Annotated in this window: 18 protein-coding genes; 15 read left to right on the forward strand and 3 right to left on the reverse strand. The window is 57.8% G+C overall.

Annotation, left to right across the window (positions count from 1 at the left end):
- The first annotated feature begins 4 nt into the window (after nucleotides 1-4).
- The 13 genes from KQI26_RS04675 (at nucleotide 5) to KQI26_RS04735 (ending at nucleotide 16636) form a co-directional block, all read left to right on the forward strand.
- Nucleotides 5-430: a very short patch repair endonuclease gene (locus KQI26_RS04675; protein ID WP_191470740.1), complete on the forward strand. Its 426-nt coding sequence runs from the start codon at nucleotides 5-7 to the stop codon at nucleotides 428-430.
- A gap of 305 nt (nucleotides 431-735) precedes the next feature.
- On the forward strand, nucleotides 736-1044 hold the full coding sequence (locus KQI26_RS04680) for a DUF3847 domain-containing protein (RefSeq protein WP_216503422.1): 309 nt from the start codon (nucleotides 736-738) through the stop codon (nucleotides 1042-1044).
- Between the two features lie 2 nt (nucleotides 1045-1046).
- Nucleotides 1047-2519, forward strand: a complete 1473-nt coding sequence (gene mobQ, locus KQI26_RS04685; protein ID WP_216503531.1) for a MobQ family relaxase — start codon at nucleotides 1047-1049, stop codon at nucleotides 2517-2519.
- Nucleotides 2520-2533: 14 nt separating this feature from the next.
- Nucleotides 2534-3148, forward strand: a complete 615-nt coding sequence (locus tag KQI26_RS04690; protein WP_216503423.1) for a hypothetical protein — start codon at nucleotides 2534-2536, stop codon at nucleotides 3146-3148.
- A gap of 77 nt (nucleotides 3149-3225) precedes the next feature.
- Nucleotides 3226-4863: a recombinase family protein gene (locus tag KQI26_RS04695; RefSeq protein WP_253292680.1), complete on the forward strand. Its 1638-nt coding sequence runs from the start codon at nucleotides 3226-3228 to the stop codon at nucleotides 4861-4863.
- Between the two features lie 715 nt (nucleotides 4864-5578).
- The gene (pyrH, locus tag KQI26_RS04700) at nucleotides 5579-6301 is read left to right on the forward strand and encodes a UMP kinase (protein WP_118746685.1); all 723 of its coding nucleotides are present in this window, start codon (nucleotides 5579-5581) and stop codon (nucleotides 6299-6301) included.
- A 2-nt stretch (nucleotides 6302-6303) separates the two neighbouring features.
- Nucleotides 6304-6858: a ribosome recycling factor gene (frr, locus tag KQI26_RS04705; protein WP_216503425.1), complete on the forward strand. Its 555-nt coding sequence runs from the start codon at nucleotides 6304-6306 to the stop codon at nucleotides 6856-6858.
- Nucleotides 6859-7343: 485 nt separating this feature from the next.
- Nucleotides 7344-8084 carry a polyprenyl diphosphate synthase gene (gene uppS / locus KQI26_RS04710; protein WP_216503426.1) on the forward strand — a complete coding sequence of 247 codons (741 nt, stop codon included), beginning with the start codon at nucleotides 7344-7346 and terminating at the stop codon, nucleotides 8082-8084.
- Nucleotides 8081-8887, forward strand: coding sequence for a phosphatidate cytidylyltransferase (locus tag KQI26_RS04715; RefSeq protein ID WP_216503427.1), 807 nt, complete (start codon nucleotides 8081-8083; stop codon nucleotides 8885-8887). The genes uppS and KQI26_RS04715 overlap by 4 nt, the downstream gene beginning before the upstream one ends.
- Before the next feature lie 18 nt (nucleotides 8888-8905).
- On the forward strand, nucleotides 8906-10060 hold the full coding sequence (locus KQI26_RS04720; RefSeq protein WP_216503428.1) for a 1-deoxy-D-xylulose-5-phosphate reductoisomerase: 1155 nt from the start codon (nucleotides 8906-8908) through the stop codon (nucleotides 10058-10060).
- A gap of 119 nt (nucleotides 10061-10179) precedes the next feature.
- On the forward strand, nucleotides 10180-11226 hold the full coding sequence (locus tag KQI26_RS04725) for an RIP metalloprotease (RefSeq protein WP_216503429.1): 1047 nt from the start codon (nucleotides 10180-10182) through the stop codon (nucleotides 11224-11226).
- A 5-nt stretch (nucleotides 11227-11231) separates the two neighbouring features.
- Entirely contained in the window at nucleotides 11232-12293 is a 1062-nt protein-coding gene (gene ispG / locus KQI26_RS04730; RefSeq protein WP_216503430.1) for a flavodoxin-dependent (E)-4-hydroxy-3-methylbut-2-enyl-diphosphate synthase, read from the forward strand.
- Nucleotides 12290-16636: a PolC-type DNA polymerase III gene (locus KQI26_RS04735; RefSeq protein WP_216503431.1), complete on the forward strand. Its 4347-nt coding sequence runs from the start codon at nucleotides 12290-12292 to the stop codon at nucleotides 16634-16636. Before ispG ends, KQI26_RS04735 begins: the two co-directional genes overlap by 4 nt.
- 399 nt (nucleotides 16637-17035) lie before the next feature.
- On the opposite strand, the gene KQI26_RS04740 is transcribed toward KQI26_RS04735, so the two are convergent.
- The 3 genes from KQI26_RS04740 to trxA all read right to left on the reverse strand — a co-directional run bounded on the left by KQI26_RS04740 (nucleotide 17036) and on the right by trxA (nucleotide 20864).
- Nucleotides 17036-17278, reverse strand: coding sequence for a helix-turn-helix transcriptional regulator (locus KQI26_RS04740; protein WP_216503432.1), 243 nt, complete (start codon nucleotides 17276-17278; stop codon nucleotides 17036-17038).
- Nucleotides 17279-17570: 292 nt separating this feature from the next.
- A complete protein-coding gene (locus tag KQI26_RS04745) occupies nucleotides 17571-19784 on the reverse strand; it encodes a substrate-binding domain-containing protein (RefSeq protein WP_216503433.1) in 2214 nt (737 codons plus the stop codon).
- Between the two features lie 771 nt (nucleotides 19785-20555).
- Complete coding sequence (trxA, locus tag KQI26_RS04750) at nucleotides 20556-20864, reverse strand: thioredoxin (RefSeq protein ID WP_118746695.1); 309 nt, start codon at nucleotides 20862-20864, stop codon at nucleotides 20556-20558.
- Between the two features lie 312 nt (nucleotides 20865-21176).
- Here trxA and KQI26_RS04755 point away from each other — a divergent pair, with 312 nt between their 5' ends.
- Together KQI26_RS04755 and KQI26_RS04760 are read left to right on the forward strand one after the other, a co-directional pair.
- Nucleotides 21177-21533 (forward strand): Mini-ribonuclease 3, encoded by a 357-nt coding sequence (locus KQI26_RS04755; protein WP_371744083.1) that lies wholly within the window; start codon nucleotides 21177-21179, stop codon nucleotides 21531-21533.
- Nucleotides 21534-21538: 5 nt separating this feature from the next.
- On the forward strand, nucleotides 21539-22405 hold the full coding sequence (locus KQI26_RS04760; RefSeq protein ID WP_216503434.1) for a YitT family protein: 867 nt from the start codon (nucleotides 21539-21541) through the stop codon (nucleotides 22403-22405).
- Nucleotides 22406-22504: the final 99 nt, after the last annotated feature.

Raw genomic sequence — 22504 nt, forward strand, 5'->3', positions numbered from 1 at the left:
TCCAATGGCTGATACCAAAACTCCCGCTGAACGCAGCGAAAATATGTCTCGAATCCGCAGCACCAACACCAAGCCGGAGGAAATCGTAAGGAAATATCTATTCAGCCACGGTTTCCGTTACCGCAAAAATGACAAACGCTATCCGGGAAAGCCCGATATTGTCCTGCCAAAATACCACACTATCATTTTTGTCAACGGATGCTTCTGGCATATGCATGGTTGCTCCCGCTCCAGACTTCCTCGTTCCAATCAAGAATACTGGAAGCCCAAAATTGAACGAAACATCCAGCGGGATGCAGAAAATCAACAAAAACTGGAGGCTGACGGTTGGAAGGTGATTGTAGTCTGGGAATGTGAATTGAAAAAGCGTACAGCCGAAGAACGACTATCCCGATTATGCGATGAAATTCGAAAAAGCAATGATTATTAGGAATCTCGAAAAGCCCTTAGGGACTAAGGGCGCACTTCTATACAGGGTAAACCCTGTATGCGTGCGCTCTGCGAGGCAAACAGCCCGGACGATGGAAGTCCGGGCTGTTTTGCGTCACTGCGTTCCGTACAAGGGGCTGCACCCCTTGCACCGCTTATGCGGCTATCCCTGCCCGCTTTGGATGGGAAACAATCTGTTTGCACAGACAGTTTCCCATCCAAAGCCTAAAACTCAACACGCAAATTTTACCGCTTGTCCGAAAGACAGGCGGTATTTTTTATCTGCAAATAAAGGAGGAATCTACGATGCCAACAACCGAAAAACTGAAACAGGAGATCGCAGACGCAGAAAAGAAGCTGGCGCAGGAGCGCAGCAGGCTCCAGCGGCTGGAAAACCGAAAATCCTATTATGAGAAGGGAGACAGGAAGAAACGGGCGCACCGCCTCATTACCAGAGGGGCTGCCGTGGAGAGCATTGCACCGCTGGTAAAGGCTTTGAGCGAAACGGAGTTCTACGCTTTTACGGAAAAGGTTTTTACCTTGCCGGAAGTCAGGGCTTTGTTGATGGGGGCAGTCAATACACACAATCAAGAAAGCCAGAAAGGAAAGGGATAAGTATCGCACTATTTCACTTCCATGTTACCCAGATAAAACGCAGTGCAGGGCAATCCGCTGTTGCGTCCGCTGCTTACCGATCCGGGGAAAAGCTGCACAGCGAGTATTACGGAGAGGACAGCGACTACACCCAGAAAGGCGGTGTCCTCTGTTCTGAAATCCTGCTGCCGCCCCACGCTCCACCTTCCTTCGCAGACCGGCAGACCCTGTGGAACGAGGTGGAAAAGGCAGAACGGGGCAAGAAAGCCCAGCTTGCATACAGTTTTGACATTGCCTTGCAGAACGAGTTTTCCATGCAGGAGAACATCAGTCTTGCAAGGCAATTTTTATTGGAGCAGTTTGTGAGCCGGGGTATGGTGGTGGATTTCTCCGTTCACGCCCCCGACAAGGGAGATGGCGGCATTACCAACCCGCATTTTCATGTCATGTGTCCTATCCGTCCCCTGCTGACGGATGGGAAATGGGGCAACAAGCAGCGGCGGGAATATCTCTTGGATGAAAACGGGGAGCGCATCCGGGATGAAGCAGGAAATTATGTGTTCAACGCTGTCCCCACCACGGACTGGGGTAAACCGAAAACGCTGGAACATTGGCGGGAACAGTGGGCGGCAATGTGCAATGCTCGATTTGCCGAAAAAGGGCTGAATTGCCGCATCGACCACCGCAGCTACGAGCGTCAGGGCGTGGAGCAGCTGCCTACTGTCCATGAGGGACCGGCGATCCGCCAGATGGAGGCCAGAGGTATTCGTACTGATAAGGGCGATTTCAACCGCTGGGTCAAGGCGACCAATGCGTTGATCGGCAAACTGAAAAAGAAAATTACGGCGCTGCTTGATTGGCTGAAAGAAGCGCATGAGGAATTGAACAAATCGCAAGCCCCCAATCTGGCGCAGCTGCTCAGCGAGTATTACACCAACCGCAGCACAGGGGCATGGAGCCGGAAAGCGAAAATCGGAAATCTCAAAGAATTCAATGAGATTTGTAATTATCTCATGCAGAACAATTTGACAACGCCGGAACAGTTGCAGGAGCGTGTATCTGCGTTGAGTGACCGCATTGACACTTTGAAAAGTACCTTGTCTGGCAAATCTGACCGCAGGAAGGAGTTAGATGAGCTTCTCCGCATGGTACAGTTTTACGCTGACGGAAAACCTGTTGCTGACAAGCTGGCAGCCATCAAGTGGAAAGGTAGGCGTGAGCAATTCATGTCTGAAAATGAAAATGCACTCCGCCTGTATCACATGGCAGAGCGCAAATTAAAGCCGCATTTTAAGGATGGGAAATTGCCGGTCACTGCATGGCGCAAGGAGCATGACCGTCTGGAACAGGAATACAAGACGGGGCAAGCGGAACTTTCGCCCATTTATGCGGAGGTGAAAAAACTCTGGCAGATCAAATACAAGGTAGAACAGGTTGTTCGTGCGCAGGAAAATCCCGAACAGAGCCGCAGGAAACAGCACCAGATCGACCATTAAGGAGGATTTCAAAAATGGAACTCAACTGGAAAGAGGATAGCAACCTCATAAGGAAACTTGCAAAAATACTTCTTGGAGATACGCTGCCCAATGGTAAACCTGTAAGTTCAATCATATTGCTTGATGATACTTCACGGGCTGAATTGCAGCGGTGGGCAAATATGAATGATGCGGAATTTGCAGCCGCACAACGCAGCGGCGATTCCATCCGCATTGATGTGGATGATGTCATCAGGCAGCTGGAAGAAAAATATGCTCTTGACCCACAGTTACTTGATGATTTGCTTTCGGTGTTTGATGCAGATGATTTGGAACTTTGGGAAGAAATCAGTCAATGGGAAAATTCTGACCACGACGAGCCAACGGAATATGTTTTCTCCAATCCCTATTTTAAACTCGAACCGCTGTCGCCTGACCGCCCCAGACACAATTTCTGGTTTGACGAAACTGGACATATCCGAGTGAAAAATCCATCTGCTTTCTGGCTGCCGGAGTTCACCTTACAGCGTGAGATCGGTGGCACCATTTACACCATCACGGGCAGCTATGACGGGACAGAAACGCTGGATAGAAAGATGGAGCGTATTCTGACTGAAAAGTTTACAGAAAATACGGAGGATGATGAATGACAAATACCGGGAATCTTGGTACAATAAAAGCAACCAGTCCTGTACTGACAGTTGCCCCTTTGAAGGAGGATACAGAAATGTTACGGGCAACTGATAAAATCACCGCACTCTATTGCCGCCTCTCCCAAGAGGATGCCAACGAGGGCGACAGCAATTCCATCACCAACCAAAAGGACATCCTGCTCCGATATGCCAAAGAGCACCGTTTCCCGAATCCAACATTTTTTGTGGATGACGGATACAGCGGTACAAACTATGACCGCCCCGGATTTCAGCAGATGCTGTCAGAAATCGAGGCAGGAAAAGTGGCTGTGGTGCTGTCGAAAGACCTTTCTCGGCTGGGACGAAATTCCTCGCTGACTGGCTTGTACATCAATTTTACTTTTCCTAAATATGGTGTGCGCTATATCGCCATCAACGACCACTTTGACACAATTGATCCCAACAGCACCGACAACGATGTTGCGGGAATCAAAAACTGGTTCAATGAGTTTTTTGCCAAGGATACCAGCCGCAAAATCCGTGCGGTACAGAAGGCCAAGGGCGAGCAGGGCATCCCGCTGACAACCAATGTCCCCTTTGGCTACCGCAAAGACCCGGAGGATCGAACAAAGTGGGTCGTGGACGAGGCAGCCGCTCTTGTGGTCAAGCGCATCTTCAAACTGTGTATGGAAGGCCGGGGGCCGATGCAGATTGCCAAACTCTTGCAGGCAGAACAGATGCTCAACCCTACCGCCTATAAGAGGAGAGAGGGCATTAACACCCCAAGTCCTGAAACCGCTGATCCGTACCACTGGAACCCCAATACCGTTGTTCATATTCTGGAACGACGGGAATACACCGGCTGTACGGTTAATTTCAAGACCTACACCAACTCCATCTGGGACAAGAAGCAGCGGGAAACACCCATTGAGAAGCAGGCGGTATTCTACAACACCCATCCGGCTATCATTGAGCAGGAAGTCTTTGACAAGGTGCAGGAAATCCGCAAGCAGCGCCACCGAAGGACAAAAACAGGAAAAAGCAGCCTGTTCTCCGGCGTGGTTTACTGTGCTGATTGCGGGGCAAAAATGCGCTACTGCACCACCAACTACTTTGAGAAGCGGCAAGACCATTTTGTATGCGCCAGCTACCGCAGCAACACGGGAACCTGTTCAGCCCATTTCATCCGGGCAGTTGTACTGGAAGAATTGGTCTGGATGCACATGAAAACAGTAATCTCCTATGTAACCCGGCATGAATCCCATTTTCGGACAGTTATGGAGCATAGACTCCGGCTGTCCAGTGAAGAAGCTGTCCGGGGATACAAGAAGCGTCTGGCGCAGGCAGAACGCCGTCTTGGGGAACTTGACCGGCTGTTTATCCGTATCTATGAGGATAATGTGGCCGGGAAACTTTCTGATGAACGGTTTGCACTGATGAGCAAGACCTATGAGGACGAGCAGGCGCAGCTTAAAGTGGAAATCCAGACCTTGCAGCAGGAAATCGAAGTACAGGAACGACAGATTGAAAATTTGGAGCAGTTCATCCAGCGGGTACACAAATACGAGGATCTGCAGGAAATGACCCCTTACGCCTTGCGGGAGCTTGTCAAGGGAATCTACATCGAAGCGCCTGACAAGAGCAGTGGGAAGCGCAGACAGGGTATCCGCATCTCCTATGACCTTGTGGGCTTTATCCCCGTGGAGGAACTGATGAAACAGGAAACGGCATGACCGAAGCCATGCCGTTCCTGCAAAAAGCAATATTACTTTCTTATGACCCCCGGCCATTTCCTCCGGGGGATTTTTTGCAGCTTTGGCGGCGTGTTATTTCGGCATAAAGCCGAAATAACTTGCAAGTAATCAGCGGGCGCCGCCGCTGGATCTCGGGGAAAAACTAGGTTTTTCCCCGACCTTTTTCGCGCCCCAGGCGGGGCCAGCGTGACGCTGGACTCATAACTTTCTTTGCCTTTGCCGGTTGTGTTCGCCTGGGCAAAGAAAAAGCCCCCCTTGTGCAAAGGGGGGACAGCATGGCAGGGCCATGCAGGGGGGATTGTGAAGCCAAGCAATTCCAACCGGCTTTCATTCAACTGCCTAGCGCGGCAGCGCAGTTTGGCCGTCCGGCCAGCGTGACGCTGGACCCATAACTTTCTTTGCCTTTGCCGGTTGTGTCCACCTGGGCAAAGAAAGTATGGCGGCGGGGACACCCCGCCCAGCGTGACGCTGGACCCGTTCCTTTCTTTGCCTTGGCCGGTTGTGTTGACCCGGGCAAAGAAAGTATGGCCGTCCGGACACCCCGCCTGGGGCATGGGACAGGCAGCACGGAACATACCTATGGAAGCGGGGGAAAAAAGGGGCGATTGTAAATAAACCAAAAATAACGGGAAAACGGCTTTTCAAAATGACGGAAATAGTTTAAAATAGAAGAAAATCAAAAGCGGGGGATAATATGGAAACACTGAAATACAAACGCGTGCTTCTCAAGGTCAGCGGCGAAGCCCTGGCCGGGGATGCCGAAGGCCATCGGGGGATCAACTTCGATGTGCTGGAATCCATCGCCAAAGTGGTGCGGGAGTGCGTCGATATGGGTGTGCAGATCGGCATCGTGGTAGGCGGCGGCAACTTCTGGCGGGGCCTCAAGGACGGGGGCGACATGGAACGCACCCGGGCCGATCATATGGGTATGCTGGCCACCACCATCAATGCCCTGGCCTTTGCCGATGTGCTGGAAAAGCAGGGCGTCGTGGTGCGGGTGCAGACCGGCATCGATATGAACAAGATCGCCGAGCCCTATATCCGGCTGAAAGCCATCCGGCATCTGGAAAAGGGAAGAGTGGTCATCTTTGCCTGCGGCACAGGCAATCCCTTCTTCTCCACCGATACCGCAGCGGCGCTGCGGGCCGCCGAGATCAATGCCGACGCCATATTGCTGGCCAAGAACATCGACGGCATCTATGACTCTGACCCGGCCAAGAATCCGCAGGCCAAGAAGATCGAATCCATCAAGTACACCGATGTGCTGAAAAACCGGCTCCAGGTGATGGACTCCACCGCCACATCCCTTTCCATGGACAACAACATCCCGGTGTTGGTTTTTGCCATCAAGGACCCTGAAAATATTCTGAAAGTGTTAAAAGGCGAGCATATTGGCTCGGTGATAGGGGAGGAATAAAAATGAGTAATCAGTATCAAGCGTATCAGGACAAAATGCAGAAGACAGTGGATGTGCTCAAGCACGAATTCACCACCATCCGCACAGGCCGGCCCAGCGCCGCTGTGCTGGACAAAGTGACCGTGGATTATTACGGCGTTGCCACTCCGGTGCAGCAGGTGGGGAACATCTCGTCCCCCGATCCCCACAGCCTTCTGATCCAGCCCTATGACTCCTCGGTGCTCAAGGGCATTGAGAAGGCCATTCTGGCTTCCGACATCGGCATCACACCTCAGAACGACGGCAAGGCCATCCGGCTGTCTTTCCCGCCCCTCACCGAGGAGCGCCGCAAAGAGCTGACCCGCCAGGTGAGCAAGTACGCCGAGGAGGCCAAGGTGGCCGTCCGCAATGTGCGCCGGGATGCCATGGATGACTTCAAGGCCCAGAAGAAGGCTTCCGAGATGACCGAGGACGATTACAAGATCGCCGAGAAGGACATCCAGAACCTGACCGACAAGTTCATCAAGGAAGTGGAAGCCGAAAGCGCCAAAAAGGAAAAAGAACTCCTGGAGATATAGGGGCAGAGCCTTCCCTGCGGGGAAGGCTGCCCCAGGTTTCTTCCCGGCGGCGAAAGCCGCCGGGCCAGCGTGACGCTGGACCCAACCTGCGCTGCCGCGCTGGGCAGTGGAACGAAAGCCGGTTGTGTGATCGGGTGCGGCAGCACCGCTTGGCCGTCCGGCCACCGGACTTCCCCGACCCTTTTCGCGCCTCCCGGCGGGGCCCGGTAGGGGCCAAGCGCCATAGAAAAGGCTGCGATACAAAACAAAATTCCCCGGTTTCCGGGGAATTTTTGCAGCACGAAGTAACAGAACACAGGCTGGTTGGATGCCGCAGGGCAAAGACAGGAACGGGTGCAGCGTCACGCTGCCCGGCCAGGATTGCAGTCCGGCTCCTACCGGGGTTGGCTTGCCAGCACCGGAGCAGGAAGGGGCGCAACGCATCCCCACCGGAGACAGGAACGCCAGCGGAGGCACTCCGCAGAAAACGACAATAGGTGGACACGATGAACAAGGAAACGGGGCCATTGCCCTTTGACAAAGAGCGGGTACCCCGGCACATTGCCTTCGTCATGGACGGCAACGGCCGGTGGGCCAAGAAACGGGGCCTGCCCCGTACCGCCGGACACTCGGCGGGAAGCGAAAGTTTCCACAAGGCCGCAGAGATCCTGGCCGAACTGGGCGTCCGGCACATGACGGTCTACGCCTTTTCCACCGAAAACTGGAAACGGCCCCTGGAAGAGGTCTCGGCCATCATGGGCCTTCTGGAAAAATACCTCCGGCGCTCCATCCGGGAACTGGTGGAAAACAATATCCAGCTGGATTTCTGGGGGGACTTAAGCCCTCTGTCGCCCAAGCTGCGAAAGCTCATCGACCAGACCGACGAGCTTTCCAAACAGTGCACCGGGATGCAGGTCCATGTGTGCCTGAATTACGGCGGCCGGGATGAGATCCTCCGGGCCGCCCGGGCCCTGGCCCAGGACTGCCTGGACGGCAAACTCAAACCCGAAAACATCGGGGAAGGGGAGCTGGAAGGGCGGATGTACTGTAAGAATGTGCCGCCGCCCGATTTGCTGGTGCGGCCCGGTGGGGAAATGCGCATTTCCAACTTCCTGCTTTGGGAGTGCGCATACAGCGAATTTTACTTCACCGATACCCTCTGGCCCGATTTCGGCAGAGAGGAGATCTACAAAGCCATTACAGAATTTCAGAAGAGAAACAGAAGATATGGGGGTCTTTCCCGATGAAAGTACGGGTCATTTCCGCTCTGGTGGGCATTTTGCTGTTTATTGCTGTGGTCTATTGGGCGCCGCAATGGGTGACGCTGCTGGCCTTCAGCCTGCTTTGCGCCCTGGCGGCCTACGAGTTTTTGCACAACACCGGCCTGCTGAAAGGCAGTCCGCTGCTGCCCATTTGCTGCATCGCCGCCTTCGTGGTGCCCGCCGCCAGCAACTACGATATGTACTACATCCTGCCCCTGCTCTATGTGTTCACCCTTCTGGTGTTCCTGTGGGCCATTCTCCATCCCCAGCGCATCACCGCAGAGCAGATCGCCCATGCCTATCTGGGGGCAATTACCATTCCCTTCCTGCTCAGCGGCGTCATGCGCATCCTGCTTCAGCACGAAAACGGCAAGGTGTATGTGCTTCTGCCTTTCCTGGCCGCCTGGTGCAGCGACAGCCTGGCCCTGGTGTTCGGCATGCTCTTCGGCAAGCACAAGCTGATCCCTCAGGTCAGCCCCAAAAAGACGGTGGAAGGGGCCGTGGGCGGCGTCATCGGCGCCGTGGCAGGGCTTTGCATCTTCGGCTATTTTGCCGGAAACAAGCTGGGCGTGGAGCCCAACTACCTGCTTCTCAGTGCCGCCGGAGTGGTGGGCAGTCTGGCCGGAATGCTGGGCGATCTGGCCCTGTCCCTGGTCAAGAGAAAGACCGGCATCAAGGACTATGGCCGCATCATGCCCGGCCATGGCGGTGTGCTGGATCGGTTCGACAGCGTCATCTTCACCGCGCCTTTGTTTGAGATCCTGCTCCATTTCACCAGCGCCATTTAACAAAAGGAGAAAACGGCTATGAAACGCATTGCTCTGTTGGGTTCCACCGGCTCCATCGGCACCCAGGCCCTGGATGTGGTGAGCCGGGATGAAAAACAGTATGCCGTCACCGCCCTCACCGCCGGGAAAAACGCCCGGCTGTTGGAAGAGCAGGTGCGCCGGTTTCGCCCTCGCCTGGCGGTGCTGGGGGAGGAGAAGGCGGCCTGGGAGCTGAAAGGCCGCCTGGCCGACACCGATGTGCGGGTCGCTTACGGGGAAGAAGGGCTTTTGGAAGCGGCTTCCATGGAAGAGTGCGATATGGTGCTCAACGCCCTGGTGGGTGTGGCCGGACTGCGGCCCACGGTGGCGGCTCTGGAGGCAGGGCACACCCTGGCCCTGGCCAACAAGGAGTCTTTGGTGTGCGGCGGCGCCCGGGTGATGGAGCTGGCCAAAAAGAAGGGCGTTTCCATTCTGCCGGTGGACAGCGAGCACTCGGCCATTTTCCAGTCCATGGGAAATAGGCCCCTGGAGGAAGTGCGGCGGGTGCTGCTCACCGCATCCGGCGGGCCCTTTTTCGGCAAAAGCCGGGAGGAGCTGCGGGGGATGACGGCGGCGGAGGCCCTGCGCCATCCCAACTGGAGCATGGGGAAGAAGATCACCGTGGACTCGGCCACCATGATGAACAAGGGCTTTGAGGTGATGGAAGCGGTGTGGCTCTTCGGCCTTGCGCCGGAGCAGGTGGAGGTGCTGGTGCACCGGGAGAGCATTCTCCATTCGGCGGTGGAGTTTGTCGATGGCTGCGTCATGGCCCAGCTGTCGGAGCCCGATATGCGCCTGCCCATTCAGCTGGCCCTTACCTGGCCCCGGCGGCAGGAGGGGGCGATAAAGCCCCTGGACTTGACAGCCATTGGTTCTCTGACCTTCCAGAAGCCCGACCGGGAGAATTTCCCCTGTCTCGATCTGTGCGAGCAGGCCATTCGCCAGGGGGGAGACCGGGGGGCGGTCATCAATGCGGCCAACGAAGTGGCGGTGGCGCTGTTTCTGGAAGGCACGATCGGGTTTTTGGATATTTACGAGATGTGCGCCCAGGCCCTGCGGGATCAGCCCTTCCGGGAAGATCCCACCATCCAGGAGATTCTGGAAATCGACGCCCAAATTCGTCGGCGTGCCGCCGCCAGCGTGCCGCCAGCGTGACGGTGGCGAGCCGCCGCTCGCCAGCGCCGGAGCAGGAATGCGCAGCAACGCATACAGTCTTCAGAGAGTTTTGCCAGCGGAGGTACTCCGCTCATTAAGAAAAGAACAGGTGATATTTTTTGTCCATTCTCATCGCGGTTTTGGTATTTGGTTTGATCGTGTTTGTCCATGAGCTGGGGCACTTTGTGGCCGCCAAGCTCTCCGGGGTCACCGTTTACCGGTTTTCCATCGGTTTCGGCCCGGCCATCGTGAAAAAGGAGTGGAAAGGCACCCTTTATGCCATCCGCCTTCTGCCTCTGGGCGGAAGCGTCGTGATGAAAGGGGAGTTTGACGAAGAGGGCAACGAAGTGGAAGATCAGACCGGCTCCTTCCAGGCGGCCAGTCTGCCCCGCCGGTTTGCCATTTCGGCGGCGGGCTCTGTGATGAACTTCCTCACCGGCCTGCTGCTCATCATCATCACCCTGTGGCCGGCGCAGGCCCTGCCCACCGCTCAGGTGGCCTCCCTGGAAGAGAGCTTCCCCGCAGGGGGCGAAAACGGCATCCAGGAGGGGGATGAGCTGCTCAAGATCAATGACTTTCACATCTTCCTCTATGGGGATGTGATGACTGCTTTGGAATATGGCGCCGGAGAGCCTTATGACATCACCGTCCGGCGGGATGGCGAAAAGATCGAGCTCAAGGATGTGGAGCTCGTAAAGCAGGAGTATTCCGACTCACAGGGGGGCACCAGCCTGCGCTATGGCATGAACTTCGTCACCGAAAAGGCCACCGTGGGCGCGAAGCTCCGTTACAGCCTGAATAACGCCGGCAGCTTCATGCAGTCGGTGACCGAAGGCCTGGGGCAGATCTTCCGGGGCCAGGTGAAAAAGGACGATGTGATGGGCACCGTGGGCATTGCCAACGAGATCAGCAGCCGGGCCAAGACCTCGGCCCTGGATATGTGGTATTTCGTGGCGTTCCTCTCCATCAACCTGTCCATTATGAACCTGCTGCCCATTCCCGGGCTGGACGGCGGCAAGATTTTGTTCCTGCTCATCGAGGCCGTTATTCGCCGCCCGGTGCCGCCCAAGTTCGAAGGGGCCGTGCAGCTGGCCGGGCTGGCCCTCATCTTCGGCCTGTTCATTTTCGTCACCTATAACGACATCGTGCGTCTGATCGCGGGGTAAAGACTATGGAAAGAAAAACAAAACAGATCATGGTGGGGGGTGTGGCCATTGGGGGCGGCGCCCCCTTGGCTATTCAATCCATGGCCAACACCAAAACCACCGATGCGGAAGCCACCCTCTGCCAGCTTCACCGGCTGAAAGAGGCCGGGTGCCATGTGGCCCGGCTCACCGTGCCCGATGAAAAGGCCGCCCGGGCCTTTGGGCATATCCGCCGGGATTCTCCGCTGCCCCTGGTGGCCGACATCCACTTTGACTACAAGGCCGCCATCTGGGCCGCCGAGGAAGGGGCCGACAAAGTGCGCATCAACCCGGGCAACATCGGCTCCGATGAGAAGGTGGGGGAAGTGGTGCGGGCCTGCCGCAAACAGGGGATCCCCATCCGCATCGGCGTCAACGGCGGCTCTTTGGAAAAGGACATTCTCCGGAAATACGGCGCTCCCACGGCGGAAGCTCTGGTGGAGAGCGCCATGTCCCATGTGGAAAAGCTCCACCGGTGGGATTTTGACGACATCTGCATTTCCCTCAAATCCTCCGATGTGAAAATAAACATTGCGGCCTACCGGCTGATGGCGGAAAAGACCGATTATCCCCTCCATCTGGGGGTCACCGAGGCGGGCACCCGATATATGGGCACCCTGAAATCGGCGGCGGCCTTCGGGGCGCTGCTGCTGGACGGCATCGGCGACACCCTGCGGGTGTCCCTCACCGCCGACCCGGTGCGGGAGGTCTATGCCGCCAAAGACATTCTCAAAGCCCTGGGCCTGAACCGGGAAGGGGCCACCTTGGTGTCCTGCCCCACCTGCGGCCGCACCCAGGTGGATCTGATCCCCATCGCCGAAGAGGTGGAGCAGCGCCTGTCCGGGCTGAAAAGCCGCATCACCGTGGCGGTGATGGGCTGCGCCGTCAACGGCCCCGGGGAGGCCCGCCAGGCCGATCTGGGGGTGGCCTGCGGCAATGGGGAGGGCCTGCTCTTTTCCAAAGGGGAGATCCTCTGCAAAGTCCCGGCCCGGGAGATCGCCGACGCTCTGGCCAAGGAAGTCAGCCGCCTGACCGGTGAACAGATATGAGCGCCACCTTACAGCAGCTCTTCGGCAAATGCGATTTTGAAGGCGGCCCCCTGGCAAAGGCCCAGGTCCAGGGCATTGAGGCAAACCGGAAGGAGAACACCCTGGAAGTGTCCCTGCTGGCCCCTCACTTGCTGGAAGAAAGCTCCCTCCAGGCCGGGGAAACTTGCATTCGAAGGGCTTACGGTCTGAAAAAAGCCCATCTCCAGGTGCGCTATCAGCTCCATGCGCTGGATCAGGCGGCGGCGGACTACTGCCGCCGCCGGCTGCGGGCCCGCTATCCCTCCATGGCGGCCGCCGGGGACTGCCTCCGCTTCCAGGAGGAGAAGGGGGCTTTGGTCATCGACGCCCCCCAGCAGTGGCTTCCCCGGGCCCAGGAGCTGCGGGAGCCGCTGCAGCTGTTTTTGCAGCGGGAACTGGGCCTTTCCTCCCCGGTGGAAGTGCGGGAGGGCAAGAGTTTCCCGGCCCATTGCCAGGACTTCGAAAAACAGCAGAAGGCCCTTTTGCAAAAGGCCCTCCTGGAGCAAAGCCGGTGCGCACCGGCTGCCCAGAAACCCCCGGCCCCCAAGAAACCCGCCCCGGAAAAACGGTACATGGAGCGGAAAAAGCCGGAAGGCGTGATCTTCCGGCCCAAAAACTCCGATGCCAAGGTGCTTTACGGCAAACCGGCCCAGCGGCCCATCATCCATATGGACGAGGTCAATGTGGACAGCGGCAAGGTGGCGGTGGAAGGGGAGGTCTTTTTCGCCGAGGCAAAGAAGCTGACGAGTCGGGGCAAGACCATCTATACCTTCGATATGACCGACGGCCATGGCTCGGTGCGGTGCGTCAAGGTGCTGCCCGACGAGGAATGCGCCCTTTTGATGGATGCGGTGAAGGTGGGTTCCTATGTGATGGTCCAGGGCGTGGCCAATTATAGTACCTTTGAGCGGGAAGTGGTCATTTCCCCCCAGGCCGTGGTGGAGGCCAAAAAGAAGCTGCGCCAGGACAAGGCGGAAAACAAACGGGTGGAGCTGCATCTCCACACCTGCATGAGCTCCATGGACGGCCTGACGGACACGGCCCAGGCCATCCAGACCGCCGCCCGCTGGGGCCACAAGGCCATCGCCATCACCGACCACGGCGTGGCCCAGTCCTTCCCCGATGCCATGCACGCCCAGGAAAAGCTGCGGGGCAAGGGCCAGGACATCAAGGTGATCTATGGCGTGGAGGCCTATTTCGTGAACGACCTGGCAAAGAGCCAGGCGGTGCAGGGCCAGTGCGACACCCCCCTGCGGGGTGAAACCGTGGTCTTCGACCTGGAAACCACCGGCCTCAGCCCCCGCAACTGCGAGATCATCGAGATCGCCGCCATCATCGTGAAAGACGGGGAAGAGAAGGAGACCTTCCATACTTATGTCAGCCCCACATCCCCGGTGCCCTATGAGATCACAAAGCTCACCGGTATCCGGGATGAGATGGTGGACGGGGCCCCTTCCCAGGAGGAAGCGCTCCGGGCCTTCCTGGATTTTGCCGGGGACAGGCCCCTTTGCGCCCACAATGCCGGGTTTGATGTGTCCTTCCTCCGGGCCGGGTGCGAAAAGTTCGGCATTGAGAGGGAGTTTTGCAGTATCGACACCGTGGAGATGTGCCGGGTGCTGCTGCCCCATCTGAAACGGCACAAGCTGAATATCGTGGCCGAGGACCTGGGGCTTTCCTTCAACCACCACCGGGCCTTGGACGACACCGGCGTGCTGGCTAAGATCTATGACCATCTGCTGTCTTTGATCGAGGAGAAGGCCCCGGTGGAGCGGGTGGATCAGATCAACCACGCCCTGGATGTGTGCCGGGGCGGGGAAGCAGACCCCCTGTCCCGCAGGTCCCACCATATGATCATTCTGGTGAAAAACCTGGTGGGGCTGAAAAACCTCTATCAGCTCATTTCCTTCTCCCATCTGAAATACTTTAAGCGCCATCCTATCATCCCGGCCACCCTGCTGATGCAGTACCGGGAAGGGCTGATTTTAGGCTCGGCCTGCGAGGCCGGCGAGCTGTTTTCCGCCATCGTCCAGGGCAAAACCTGGAATGAGCTGAAGGAGATCGCATCCTTCTATGATTTCCTGGAGATCCAGCCCATCGACAACAACCGGTTTATGCTGGAAAACGGCACGGCCAAGGACGAAGAGCAGCTGCGGGACTTCAACCGCACGGTGCTGAAATTGGGGGACGCCCTGCACAAACCGGTGGCGGCCACCGGGGATGTGCACTTCCTGGAGCCGGAGGACAGCCAGTACCGGGCCATCCTCATGGCGGGCATGGGCTTTTCCGACGCCGACAAGCAGGCCCCCCTCTATTTCAAAACCACCGACGAGATGCTAAAGGAATTTGCCTATCTGGGGCAGAAGCGGGCCTATGAAGTGGTGGTGGAAAATCCCAACAAGATCGCCGAACTGTGCGAGGACATTAAGCCGGTGCCCGACGACAAATGCCCGCCGGTGATCCCCGGCTCGGCCGACGAGATCAGCCAGATGGCAAACCAGAAGGCCGTCGAGCTTTATGGCGATCCGCTGCCCCAGCTGGTGAAGGACCGGCTGGACGCCGAGCTGATCCCCATCATCAACAACGGCTTTGATGTGATGTACCTGATCGCCCAGAAGCTGGTGGCCAAGTCTTTGGAGGACGGCTACCTGGTGGGCTCCCGCGGCAGCGTGGGCTCCAGCTTTGTGGCCTTTTTGACCGGCATCACCGAGGTAAATTCCCTGCCGGCCCACTACCGCTGCCCCCATTGCAAGCATTCCATTTTCCCGGGTGATCCGGGTTACGGCTGCGGGGTGGACCTGCCGGACAAACTCTGTCCTCAGTGCGGCACGCCCCTGATCAAAGACGGGTTCAACATTCCCTTTGCCACCTTCCTGGGCTTCAACGGAGAAAAGGCCCCGGATATCGACCTGAACTTCTCCAGCGAATACCAGTCCCGGGCCCACCGGGAGCTGATCCGCATGTTCGGAGAGGACCATGTGTTCCGGGCGGGAACCATCGGCACCGTCAAGAGCAAGACGGCCTATGGTTTTGTGAAGAAGTACAACGAGGAACGGGGCCTGATGCCGGGGAAGGCCGAGGAAAACCGGCTGGTGGTGGGATGCACCGGCATCAAGCGCACCACCGGTCAGCACCCTGGCGGGCTGATCATCGTGCCCAACGACCGGAGCATTTATGAGTTCTGTCCGGTGCAGCGTCCGGCGGACGACCCCCAGAGCGACATCATCACCACCCATTTTGATTACCATTCCATCGACCAGAACCTTCTGAAGTTCGATATGCTGGGACACGAAGATCCCACCATGATAAAGGCCCTGGAGGACCTGACAAGGGTCAACGCCCGGGAGATCCCTCTGGACGACCCGGACACCATGTCCATCTTCACCTCCCTGGATGCCCTGAAGATCGATGACGACGGCTCCTTCGGAAAGACCGGGGCCGTGGCCATTCCCGAGTTCGGCACCCGGTTCGTCCGGGGCATGCTGGAGATCACCCAGCCCCACACCTTTGACGAACTGCTGCGCATTTCCGGCCTGTCCCACGGCACCAATGTGTGGCTGAACAACGCCAAGGACTACATCGAAAGCGGCGACGCCACGCTGAAAGATGTGATTTCGGTGCGTGACGACATCATGACCTATCTGATCCAGACGGGCATCGAGCCCCAGCAGTCCTTCAAGATTTCGGAAAGCGTGCGAAAGGGCAAGGGCTTAAAACCGGAGTGGGAGGATCTGATGCGGGAGCACGGCATTGCCGACTGGTATATTGAGTCCTGCAAGAAGATCCAGTATATGTTCCCCCGGGCCCATGCGGCGGCCTATGTGATGATGGCCTACCGCATTGCCTGGTTCAAGGTGCATCAGCCCATGGCCTTTTACAGCGCCTATTTCGGCATTCGGGCCGGCGGCTTTGACGCTTCTATCATGTGCCGCGGCGACGGGCTGGTGATGGAAAAGACCCGGGAACTGCAGGGGAAGGACAAGCGCACCGCCGCCGAGGAAGACACGCTGACCACGCTGGAAGTGGTGCACGAATTTTACCGCCGGGGCTTTACATTCCAGAAGCTGGATATCTATGAGAGCGATGTGAACAAGTTCCTGATCCGCGGGAATACCTTGGTGCCGCCGCTGACTTCTCTGCCTGGATTGGGCGAGGCCGCCGCCCGGGATATTGTGGAGGAGCGGAAAAACGGCAAGTTCATGTCCACCGAGGAGATGATCCTCCGCTGCGGCAAGGTGACCAAGGGGGTTATCGAGACCCTCACCGCCGCCGGGGCCTTGGAGGGTATCCCCAAAAGCAATCAGATCGATCTCTTCGAAATGATCTAGCGGCGAGCCGCCGCACCCGTTCCTGTCTCCGGTGGGGATGCGCTGCGGGCCGGAGTGCTCCGGTGCTGGCGAGCCGACCCCGGAAGGGGCCTGGGTGAAGTCCTGGCCCAGTGCTGTGTCGCAGGGCAAAGAAAAGCCCCCCTTGTGCAAAGGGGGGACAGCATGGCAACGCCATGCAGGGGGGATTGCGAAGCCGGGGGAATGATTCAGCTGGTTTTCTATTGTCGGGTGCGGCAGCACTGCTTGGATGCAGCGTCACGCTGGTCTTGGCCGGGGCGAAACCAACGAACCAGGACAAAGAAAAAAGCCTCCTTTTAGGAGGCTTTTTCTTTCAACTTCGTTCTGTTGCCCAGCGCGGGAGCGCAGTATGGGTGCGGAGGCACTCCGCCGACACGCCGCCTAGCGGAGTTCTTGTTCCAGTTGAGAGAAGAGGGGAGAGCGGAAAAAATCCACCATGGTGATCTCCAGGCCATCGCACAGCTTTTTCAGGGTGGAGACCGTGGTGCTGCGGTTGCGTCCGCTGACGATGTTGTTGAGTGTGGATTGGGTGACACCGCTGCGCAGGGCCAGATGGTTCACCGTCAGTTTTTTCTCTTCGCACAATTCCAGCAGCCGCAGCCGTACCGCCTGACCAATATCCATGGGCAATTCTCCTTATTTTCTTTGCCTGGGTGAACATAACCAACCTTGGTTCTATTGCTTAGCGCGGGAGCGGCCCAGTGCCTGGGCGGTCATACTTTCTTTGGTCCGGTGGCCGGACGGCCGTACTGTCTTTGCCGGATTACACACAACCATCCTTTTCTATGGCACCCTGCTAAGATTGCATCCTGGCCCCTTCCGGGGTTGGCTCGCCAGCACCGGAGCACTCCGGCCCGCAGCGCATCCCCACCGGAGACAGGAACGGGTGCAGCGTCACGCTGCCGTCACTCCGCCGTCACGCTGCCGGGAAGGTGTGGGTGGCCACCACTTCGCCACGGTAGAGCAGCTCCAGCTTTTCCAGTTTGGGCTGGCCTTCCAGGGAGAAATAGAAAGTCTGGCCTGCATAAACCGACTGGGTCACCTGCTGCCCATCCCCATAGGAAAGGCGAAGGGAGGGCATATTGTCCCACTGTCCGCCTACTGCGCCAAAGACCACCGTGTGCCCCGCAGGCCCCAAAACGGCGGCGGAAAGCCCACCTTCCGGCGGGGCCGAGCACTGGTTCTCCGTAAGGGGATGCCAGTGTCCGTCATTATTGCGCCGCTCCAGGCCGTGGGCCTGCAGCTGGGTGTGGTCCTTGTCCCAGGAAAGAGCCACATACCCCACACCGGCGGGGAAAATGGTCTCCAGTTCCCGGTGGGGGAGATCCCGCTGGAAATCGGCCTTGGGGCCGGAGGACAAAGGTCCGAATCCGGCGTTGCCGACGCAGTTTTGTCCCACATCGCCCGTCATGAACTCCACCATGCGCCGGGCCAGGGAATCCTTGGGTTCATCGGCCCGGACAACGGCATAGTTGTATCCGGCCAGGGGATAGCTGCCGTCGGCAATGGTGGCATCGGAAGGCACCACGCCGTCGATGGCCAGCAGCTTGAGTCCGCCGGCGGAGACCTCGTCCACCAGCCGGTAGCTGCGTGTGTAATAGTAATAGACGCTGTAACCAATGGCATAAGCGGGGGGATCGGTGCGCAGAGCGTCGGCCACATCGGTGAGGGCCGAGGACATGGCATAGGAAGTGAGCACATTGTTCACATCCGGGCTGAGGGACAGCTTGCCGCCTTCCAGGAAATATTGCTCCATCAAAGCGTGGGAGCCGCTGTCCGCATTGCGCCGGTAGGGGAGAAGCTCTGCATCCGGGCCGCCCAGCTGGTTCCAGTTCTGGTATTTTCCGTCCACATAGATCTCCTGGATCTGCTTTTGGGTCAGGCTGTCCAGGGAATTTATCTTGTTGGTGAAAAAGACCATGGCGTCATAGGCGATGGGAATGAACTCCAGCTCCACACCGGCAGCGGCGGCCTGAGCCTTCAGATCCTCCGAGGGCAGAGTGGCGGCAAAGAGAATGTCAGCCTCGCCCTGGATGAGCCGCACATAGGAATCGTGGGAGGTGGAGTGCTTTTCCACATACTGGGGATGATGGTTGCTGTTATGGAACAGCACGCCATACACCGCCTGGGTGTAGGGATAGGTGGAGGTGGAGCCGTCCAGCACCGGCATCTGCTGCGAAAGGCCCCAGTCGATGGCATACTGGGAGGGGTACCAGGGCAGCTGGATCCGAGCGAAATGGAGGAAGGTGATGGCTTCGCCCCGGGTGGCGATCTTGTTCCACTGGGCCAGAAGTTCCATTTTCGTGGAGCCGTCTTTGTCCGCTTCACCGGTTTCTCTTTGGGTGAAAATGCCGATGTCCCCCCCGTCAAAAGCCAGGTAGGCGCCCAGAGCCCAGGAGGGGATGGAAGCGGCATCCGCCAGGGACAGATCCTGAGCCTGGCCGTTTTCCGGGATGGAGAGCCAGCCGATGTGCTCCATGGCCCGGGCCAATATGGTGGTGAATTCGCCGCGGGTCACCGGGCGATGGGGGTAGAAATTATCGTCCGCCGAAGCCAGGCCGTGTGCATAGGCGGCGGCTGCGGTGGCGTAGTACCAGTCGCTCCGGTCCACATCCCGGAAGGGAAGAACGGAGTCCTCCGGCGCTTCCAGACTGAGCAGACGGCAGGCCAGGGCAAAGGCCTCGGCCCGGGTCAGGCTGGCCTTCGGGTTCAGGCTGCCCTGGGCATCGCCCTGGATGATGCCTCGCAGCTGAAGATCGCTGGTGCCGGCGGGAGAATCATAGCCCTGCTCATCTCCCCACTGGACGAAGCAGTCGGGGAAGCGGTGTTCCTCACCCTGGAAAACCTCCAGGGGACGGTCCTTTTCCGACACCGGAAGGGTGGCGAACAGGTAGCCGGCCAGGTAGTCGCTGGTGAGGGGGACCGGGGTTTTGGTATCGGCATACCGCAGGCTCAGCTGGCCCGCTTCTCCCCAGGACAGGCCGGAGCCTTGAGGGCAGGGGACACGGACGGTCACATAGTGGCCGCCCGGTTCGGTGCGTGTCCACAATTCTTCGGTGGGATCGCCCACGCCAAGGGCCATGGGGCTGATAAAAAGGAAGCAAAGGATGATGGCCGTGATCCGTTTCATATGATTCACTCCTTTTCTCGCTCAGAAAAATATGGAAAGCTTTGCGTTATTATATCACGCTGCCGTTCTAAAGTCAATCCGTCCATGCGGCCCAGTGCCTGGGCGGTCATACTCTCCCCGGCTGTATGCGCTGCGGGCCGGAGTGCTCCGGTGCTGGCGGGCCAACCCCGGAAGGGGCCTGGGTGAAGTCCTGGCCCAGTGCCGCAGGGCAAAGAAAAGCCCCCCTTGTGCAAAGGGGGGACAGCATGGCAAAGCCATGCAGGGGGGATTGACGGCACTCAGCTGTCTGGATGATACCAGCCACCGGGTGTGAGTGTCGTCAGCCATGTGCCCTCAATCCCTCAGTCGGCGTTCGCCGACAGCTCCCTTTGCACAAGGGAGCCGTCTTTGCTTTTCTGCATCGGGCTTGCCCAGCGCGGGAGCGCAGTATGGCCGCGGCGGCTCGCCGCCGTCAATCCCTCAGTCGGCGTTCGCCGACAGCTCCCTTTGCACAAGGGAGCCGTCTTTGCCTTTCTGCATCGAGCTTGCCCAGCGCGGCAGCGCAGTATGGCCGTCCGGACACCGGACCCCGCCTGGGGCGCGAAAAAGGTCGGGGAAAAACTTAGTTTTTCCCCGAGAGCCAGCGGCGGCGTTACCTACCGGAATGATGGTTATTTCGGCTTTACGCCGAAATAACACGCCGCCAATAGCAAAAGAAACAGGCCCCAGAGAACCAAGTTCTCATGGGGCCTGTTTCTTTGCTGGCCTTCGCCGCAGCGAAGGCTCTGGCTCCTAGAACAGGCGGCTGATTTCGTCCAGGGAATGGACGCCCACCATACGCTCGGCAGGCTGGCCGTTTTCAAAAAGGATCAGAGTGGGGATGCTCATCACCCGGAACTTCCGGGCGGCTTCCGGGTTCTGATCCACATCGATCTTCACGATCTCACAGTTTTCCGGCAGCTTCTCCGAAAGCTCTTCCAGCATGGGGGCCAGCATCTTGCAGGGGCCGCACCAGGTGGCGAAAAAGTCCACCAGCACCTTCTTGCCCTGCTGATTGGTCACTTCATCAAACTGATCCTGAGTAATGTGCTTGACTGCCATAATGAATATCCTCCTTTTTTTGTTCGGGGCTGTTGATTTTAAAGTTCACAAAATTCATCTACATTTCTACTGTAACAATCATACTACCAGTTAGCCCCTTTGTCAATAGTTTCCCCGGAAAAGGGTGAAAAATTTTCCTTGGGGCCGGAGCGGATTTATGATACAATAGCGGTAACCTTCCTGGGAAGCAGGAGGAAAACGGTGGGGGAGACCCCAAGGAGGAACTGTTAAGGAGGAACTGTTACGGAACTATTTTTCCCTGAACTGTCAAAAGAAGAACTGCTGCGCCTGAGCAGTCTGGCTCTGGCCCATGTGGGCGACGGGGTCTATGAGCTGATGGCCCGCACCTATGTGGTGGGGCAGAAGGGGGGCCTGGCACGGCAGATGCACCAGCGGACGGTGGAACTGGTGCGGGCCCAGACCCAGGCCCGGGCCATCCGGGGGCTTTTGCGGGAGGAAGCGCTCACCGAGGAAGAAAAGCAAGTTTTTCTCCGGGGCCGCAACTGCCATTCCCACGCCGCCCCCAAAAGCGCCTCGCCGGAGGATTATGCCCATGCCACCGGCCTGGAGGCCCTGTTCGGCTGGCTCTATCTTACCGGGCAAAAAGAGCGGGTCTGCCTGCTGTTTGAGCAGATCCTTGCCATGAAGCCCTGGAAAAAGGAGAAATAAAAATCATGCGAAAGACTCTGGAAAATCCCAAAGCCGATCTGATACTGGATTATCTGCTCATTGTGCTGGGCTCCTGCATTTTTGCCTCGGGCATCGCCATTTTCATCAAACCGGCGATGATCTCCATGGGGGGCGTGGCCGGTATTGCCCTGATCGGCAACTACATCACCGGCCTGCCTTTGGGCGTGGCCAGCATTGTGCTCAATGTGCCCCTGTTCATCTTCGGCTACAAACTGCTGGGCCGGGAATTTTTCTTCAAAACCATTGTGTCCTCGGTGTCCTATTCGGTGTTCATCGATGTGGTGGGGCCCTTCCTGCCCCTGTTCGAAGGGGACCGGCTGCTGGCGGCTTTGTATGGCGGCATCATCCTGGGGGGCGGCATCGGTATGGTGTTCAAATGGGGCGGTACCTCCGGCGGCACCGATATCCTGGCCAAGTACCTGAATGTGAAGTTCGATATCAGCATCGGCAATGCAAACCTGGTGATGAACGGCCTGGTCATCATCGCCTGTTCCTTGATCTATAAGAGCGTGGAAAGCGCCCTGTATGCCATTATTGTGCAGTATCTCACCGGCGTGATCATCAACACCATGGTGGACGGCTCCGACCGGCAGAAGGAAGGGCTGATCATCACAAACAAGCCGGAGGAGCTGGCCCGGGCCATTCTGGAGAACCTCCAGCGTGGCTGCACCGGTTTCGGCGGCAAGGGAATGTATACCGGCGAGGAAAAGACCGTGCTGATGGTGGTGGTGCGCCGCCACGAGATCTCGGCCCTGAAAAAGCTGGTGCATCAGGTGGACCCGGAGTGCTTTATGCTCATCTCGGAAGTGAGCGAGGTCTTTGGTACCCACTTCAAAACCTACGACAAGTGAAGGTCCGGTGTCCGGACAGCCAAAACTCGCTGAAGGCTTTATGCGCTGTTTGCTCCTGTGCTCCGGTGCTGGCGAGCCAACACCGGCAGGAGACAAGGT

The organism is Intestinimonas sp. MSJ-38 (genome assembly GCF_018917925.1).
GTDB lineage: Bacteria > Bacillota > Clostridia > Oscillospirales > Butyricicoccaceae > Pseudobutyricicoccus.

What these genes read in the sequence shown, in the direction of transcription:
- ispG (WP_216503430.1), top strand. Translation starts at nt 11,232, where the DNA reads ATGGAAAGAAAAACAAAACAGATCATGGTGGGGGGTGTGGCCATTGGG.
- trxA (WP_118746695.1), bottom strand. Translation starts at nt 20,864, where the DNA reads ATGGCAGTCAAGCACATTACTCAGGATCAGTTTGATGAAGTGACCAAT.
- KQI26_RS04695 (WP_253292680.1), top strand. Translation starts at nt 3,226, where the DNA reads ATGTTACGGGCAACTGATAAAATCACCGCACTCTATTGCCGCCTCTCC.
- KQI26_RS04760 (WP_216503434.1), top strand. Translation starts at nt 21,539, where the DNA reads ATGCGAAAGACTCTGGAAAATCCCAAAGCCGATCTGATACTGGATTAT.
- uppS (WP_216503426.1), top strand. Translation starts at nt 7,344, where the DNA reads ATGAACAAGGAAACGGGGCCATTGCCCTTTGACAAAGAGCGGGTACCC.
- KQI26_RS04720 (WP_216503428.1), top strand. Translation starts at nt 8,906, where the DNA reads ATGAAACGCATTGCTCTGTTGGGTTCCACCGGCTCCATCGGCACCCAG.
- KQI26_RS04715 (WP_216503427.1), top strand. Translation starts at nt 8,081, where the DNA reads ATGAAAGTACGGGTCATTTCCGCTCTGGTGGGCATTTTGCTGTTTATT.
- KQI26_RS04690 (WP_216503423.1), top strand. Translation starts at nt 2,534, where the DNA reads ATGGAACTCAACTGGAAAGAGGATAGCAACCTCATAAGGAAACTTGCA.
- KQI26_RS04740 (WP_216503432.1), bottom strand. Translation starts at nt 17,278, where the DNA reads ATGGATATTGGTCAGGCGGTACGGCTGCGGCTGCTGGAATTGTGCGAA.
- KQI26_RS04745 (WP_216503433.1), bottom strand. Translation starts at nt 19,784, where the DNA reads ATGAAACGGATCACGGCCATCATCCTTTGCTTCCTTTTTATCAGCCCC.
- KQI26_RS04675 (WP_191470740.1), top strand. Translation starts at nt 5, where the DNA reads ATGGCTGATACCAAAACTCCCGCTGAACGCAGCGAAAATATGTCTCGA.
- KQI26_RS04680 (WP_216503422.1), top strand. Translation starts at nt 736, where the DNA reads ATGCCAACAACCGAAAAACTGAAACAGGAGATCGCAGACGCAGAAAAG.
- pyrH (WP_118746685.1), top strand. Translation starts at nt 5,579, where the DNA reads ATGGAAACACTGAAATACAAACGCGTGCTTCTCAAGGTCAGCGGCGAA.
- KQI26_RS04735 (WP_216503431.1), top strand. Translation starts at nt 12,290, where the DNA reads ATGAGCGCCACCTTACAGCAGCTCTTCGGCAAATGCGATTTTGAAGGC.
- frr (WP_216503425.1), top strand. Translation starts at nt 6,304, where the DNA reads ATGAGTAATCAGTATCAAGCGTATCAGGACAAAATGCAGAAGACAGTG.